Genomic DNA, 4,469 nt, shown 5'->3' with positions numbered 1-4,469 from the left:
TGGTCCAGGGTGAGGTGCCGACGACGTTGACCGAGCGGATGCGGTAGTGGTAGGTCGCGCCTCGGGTCAGGCCCGTGTTCGTGAAGCCGCGGCCGGTCACGCTGAACGTGGCCAGGTCGTGGGTGAAGGCGGCGTCGGTCGCCCGCTGCACCACGAAGCTGGCGCCCGCCCCCGTGGGCGTGCTGGCCGACCAGCTCAGGATCACCGTGGCGGTGTCCGGGGCGGGCGCCGTGGCGGTGGCGAGCACCCCGGCCGGCATCCCGGGCCGGGGCGGCGTCGTCACCGTGGCCACCGTCGACCAGGGTGACGCCGCGCCCAGGTACGTGGTGCGTACCCGGTAGTAGTAGGTGGTATCCGGGGCGACCACCGGGTCGAGGTGCGCCTCGCCCACGGCGATGGCCGTGGTCCCCGGCCCGCTCGTGAACGTCGGGTTGGTGGCCCGCTGCACATCCACCCCGGTGGCGAAGGAGCGGTTCGACCAGCGCAGCGCGATCCGCAGCGGCGCGGCCGGCGGGATCGCGGCGACCAGCTTGGCCGGTGCCGTGAGCTGCACCGAGGCGGGGATGCTGTTCGACCAGGCCGAGCAGCTCACCGCGTTCTCGGCCCGGATCCGGTAGTGGTAGGTGACGCCCGGGGTGACGGTCGCGTCGGTGTACCGGGTGGCCGCGGCGGCCACCGTGATCTCGGTGAGCCCGGCCGTGAAGGCCGCGTCGGTGGCGCGTTGCAGCCGGTGGCTGGTGGCCGGCGGGCGGCTGCCGTTGCCGGTCCAGGTCAGTCCGATGGCCGGCAGCGCGGTGGCCGAGCCGGGCGCCGGGGTCGCGGTCAACCCGGTCGGCGCCTTGGGCGCCACCCTCAGCACGAGCGGCCGGCTCATGCCCTGGTCGCGCAACCCCGCCGAGCGGGTCTGCCAGCGGTACTCCCACCCCAGGTTGACCAGCTGGTTGACCACCGCGGCGGGCCGCCCGTCGACCGGGCTGACCGGGCTGGCGTCCAGCCGGGCGCCGGCCGGCCGGGTCGGGTCGAGCAGCCGGACGCTGTCGCCGATCTTGAAGGGGAGGCTGGGCGGGACCGGGCGCAGGGCCACGATCACGTCCTCCCGCGGGTTCACCCGGACGGTGTCCTTCCAGCCCAGCTCGTTGGCGTCCGGCGGGCGGACCGTGCCGTCCCAGCCGACCCGGTTGACCAGTTGCACGTCGCAGCCCTCGACGTGCACCGGGTGGGTGCGGGGTGCGTCGCCGACGATGCGCCACAGCTGGGTGCCGTCGGCCAGCCCGCCCACTGGCACGGTCGGGTCGGTCGCGTACAGCACCTCGGTGGCCGGGTCGACCGGGCCGAGCGGCAGGGTGGGCGGGGTCCGCTGCCCGGCGTTCGGGTGGGCCACCCCGAGCCGCCCCACCGCCCGGCCGTGCCGGGACTCGAAGACCTGCCCGACCGACTTCACGGCCAGCGGCAGCGTGACCGGGGCGGCCGCGCCGGCCGGGGTGAACGTCACCGAGGTGGCACGCGCGGGCACCAGCGTCGCGCCGCTGGTGCGGGTGCCGAAGGCCGCGTCGTAGGCCGGCTGCGGCACGATCGGCGGTCGCTGGCTCTCCGCGTACGCGCCGGGCAGCCGGGCGGCGAGCCGGTCCCGGTCGTACGGCTCGGCCGGCGTCCCGGTCACCCGGATCTGAAGGAGGGTACGCGTGTTCGGGCCGTAGCCGGCGTGGGCGGCGGGGAGGCCACCGGTGGCGGTGCGATCGGATGCGTCGGTGTGGTGGTCGTAGCGGGGGTCGAACCGGGGCAGCGGCGCCGGGCAGTCGTTGTAGAGGATCAGGGTGCTGCCCGGCGGGACGGTCGCGAAGTCGACCACCACGTCGGCCCGTTCGCCGGGGGCGAGCAGCAGGGTGTGCCCGTCCACGTTGAGCGCCGTGGGGTCCTGGCGGTCGTACCGGTAGCCGACCGGCCGGTGGGGCAGCACCACGGGGGCGGGCAGCAGGCCACCTTCGTTGCCGATCTGGATCAGCTCCGGACCGGCGGCGGCCGGATCGGGCACCCCGCCCTCGCGCCCGTCGGCCGGCCAGTGCGCCGGCCGCCCGGGCGCCCGGACCGCGTCGACCATCGGCACCTCGCCGGCGCGCGGGTCGCCCGACGCGCCGGTCTCGGTCCACATCGGCTGGTCCGAGCGGGCCCGGTAGAGCTGGAGGTTCAGCGTCCGGTCCGGGCAGGCGTTGAGGATCCGGAACCGGTACGCCCGCGGCGCGACCTCCAGGTACGGGTAGGCCGCCCCGTTGACCAGCGGGGTGTCCCCGTACGCCTCGGGCACGGCCGACGGGTGCGGCACGCCCGGCGCGAGGGGCGGCTCGTCGGGCTCGGCGACCGGGTCGTGGTGCGGGTTCGGCACCGGGGCGACCCAGGGGCTGGCCCCGCCGTCCGGGTCGTGCGTCCACGGGCCGTAGTCCCAGCGGCCGGTCGGGTTCCCGCCGGTGCTCCGGTAGGGATTCTGCCGGGGCTGGTAGACGTGCGGGTGCCAGAGGCTGCCCTTCGCGCCCCAGCGGTCCCGGTCCCAGGTGGGATCCTGGGCGGCGAGCTGGGCGTCGTCCGGCACGAAGGTCTTGTCCTCGATCACCAGGGGCAGCTGGTCGGCGGGAAGCACCCCGTCGTCGACCAGCCGCTCCTCGGCCGGGTCGGTCAGCAGGTAGAGCGCGAGCTGCCCCGAGTAGACGGTGAGCCGCGACAGGCCCAGCGTGTTGTCGTGCAGCCACATGAGCCGGCCGCTCTGCTCGTTGGGGAAGTACAGCGTGGTGGCGCCGGCGCCGGGCGGCGGCATGTCCGGCACCGCGGTCACCCCCACCCCCGTCGGGTACGGGGTGATCTCGCCGGCCGGGGTGATCCACTGCCACGGGTTGCCGGCGCTGATCCACGCCGTCTGCGCCCCGGCCAGGTGCGGCACCGCCCGGTTCTGCGGGTACGGCGCGGGCCCGTCCAGCGGGCCCGTCCCGGCCCCGTCGACCGTCTCGTCGACCGGCAGGAACAGTTCGCCTGCCCGGCCGGTGGGCAGCTGGTTGATGAACTTGACCCGTACCGGCCGGCCGCGCCGGGCCACGATCATCGGGCCGAGGTGCCAGGGCCGGTCCGGCGGGACCACCGTGTTGTGGCCGGCCGCGTCGGTGCCGAGGTTGAGCTGGCGGTAGCCGCGCAGCCGGGTGGCCGGCAGGTCCCGGTGCAGGCGTTGCGCGTACTCCTGGAGGCCGATCTCGTAGTAGTCGCAGCCCGGCCAGGTGATCGTGTCGGGGACCGCGACGGGCAGGCGGGCGCCGAGCCCGGCGGTGGCCAGCGGGCCGGGCACCGGCAGCGGGTCGACGAACTTGCGGATGCCGGTGCCGGGCACCGGCTGACCGTCCCGGTCGAGCGTGGGCAGCGGGCTCGCGGCGAAGTTCGGCACCGGGCCGAACAGGCGCGGCACGGCGGCCGGGTCGAGACTGGCCGGGGTGGGGCCGGTCTCCTCCTCGGCGGCGCGGGCGGCGGGCACCGTCGGCGCGTGGTCCTCGGCGGTCCGGGCGAACCGGTCCGTCCATCCCGGCCGGAGTCTGCGGAACAGCACCATGGCTCTCCCCGGGGTCGGGGCGCGCCTGCCGTCACCCCGACGTGGCGGGCGTACGCGCTGCTGACGATCGGTGAGCACTCCACCGCAGCATGCGACGCCGAAGGTGCGGGAGGGAACTACCCAATCGTCCCTATCTCGGGCGATCTTGGCTGGTTCGTGGAAGTTCCACGGGTCATCCCGCTCACCGGGCCGGCTGGCAGGCGGGACACCAGTACGTCACCCGCTCGCCCAGCTCCTCCTTGCGGATCGCCGTGCCGCAGCGCCGGCACGGCTGGGCCCGGCGGCCGTAGACGTAGCTGGTCTGGCCGCGGTGCAGCGACCCGGTGGTGCTCTGCGCCCAGCGGCCCCGGTTCGCGGCGAGCAGCCGCTGCGCCAGCGTGACCGTGCCCGGCAGGTCCGACACCGCGCGGACCGGCGTCCACGGGTTGACCCCGCGCAGGAACAGCACCTCACACTTGTAGAGGTTGCCCACCCCGGCCAGGTTGCGCTGGTCCAGCAGCGCCTCCCCGATCGTCTCGTCCGGGTGGGCCGACAGCCGGCGCACCGCCTCGTCCGGGTCCCAGTCCGGGCCGAGCAGGTCCGGGCCGAGGTGGCCGACCAGCGACTCCTCCTCGGCGGTCGGGATCAGGGCCAGCTCGTGCAGGTGGTAGCCCACCGCCACCGCGCCGGGGGACCGGAGCACCACCCGGATCAGATGCGCCGGCCGGGCCGCCCACCGCTCGCCCGGTGCGTACGCGCGCCAGGCGCCGTCCATCCGCAGATGCGAGTGCAGCGTCCAGTCCCGCCCGCCCCCGTGAGGCGGCGCGGCGGCGTCGACTCGTGCGGCGTCGACTCGGGCGGCGTCGGCTCGGGCGGGGGCCTCGACCGGCGGGGCTTGGGCGCGTCG

2 protein-coding genes are annotated in these 4,469 nt (G+C 75.9%); both read right to left on the bottom strand.

Annotated features, from left to right (window positions below; all coding sequences use genetic code 11):
* Positions 1–3,583, bottom strand: a 3,583-nt coding sequence (locus tag F8274_RS29940) for a multicopper oxidase domain-containing protein (protein WP_151465697.1), incomplete at its 3' end; no start/stop codon positions are given.
* A gap of 181 nt (positions 3,584–3,764) precedes the next feature.
* Positions 3,765–4,469 (bottom strand): zinc finger domain-containing protein (locus F8274_RS29935; RefSeq protein ID WP_225854039.1); only part of this gene is annotated, 705 nt, incomplete at its 5' end.

The organism is Micromonospora sp. AMSO31t, from assembly GCF_008868175.1.
Lineage (GTDB): Bacteria > Actinomycetota > Actinomycetes > Mycobacteriales > Micromonosporaceae > Micromonospora.
Note: the sequence above shows the minus strand (reverse complement) of the source record. Positions and strands in the feature narration are given on the sequence as shown.